This is a genomic window from Schleiferilactobacillus perolens DSM 12744, from assembly GCF_001435585.1.
Taxonomy (GTDB): Bacteria; Bacillota; Bacilli; order Lactobacillales; family Lactobacillaceae; genus Schleiferilactobacillus; species Schleiferilactobacillus perolens.
On record NZ_AZEC01000070.1, the window covers coordinates 1 to 512 of the forward strand.

At 45.7% G+C, this 512-nt stretch carries 1 protein-coding gene; it reads right to left on the minus strand.

The window, feature by feature from the left end:
- Positions 1 to 512, minus strand: a 512-nt coding sequence (locus FD09_RS15660) for a DinB/UmuC family translesion DNA polymerase (RefSeq protein WP_476707415.1), incomplete at both ends; no start/stop codon positions are given.

Genomic DNA, 512 nt, shown 5'->3' on the forward strand with positions numbered 1-512 from the left:
CGGCCATCGGTTTCAGCCGCAGCATAAGAAAAACCAATGCTTAGTGATAAACACCCTGCTAGTTTATGGTGGTGACGAAGCCGCGCCGCAACTTGTTCACCAATCTCTTTAATGACCGTTTCAATCTCGTTTTGTGTCAAGTAGTCACGCGGGAGAACTTGTGAGTTACCAAGACTAGCTTCCTTAGTTTTGATTGGTTCAGTTAACTGGGTCCGGTCAACGCCCCAGGCGGTGGCAAACAATTGGCTCCCAATCACCCCGAGATTCTGTTTGAGTAAATAAGGGTTAGTATGGGCTAACTCATACATATTGTGAATTTGAAGGCGGTTCAAACGTTTCGCCATACGGGGGCCAATGCCCCAAACGTCCGTTAATTCGTTAATTGACCAAATCTTATCCGGCACAGTTTCATAATGGATTTCACCAATCAATTCATGATTGTGTTTAGCGTAGTTATCTAGGGCTAGTTTGGCTTGCACCGGATTGTCGCCAATACCCACAGTGGTGTATAA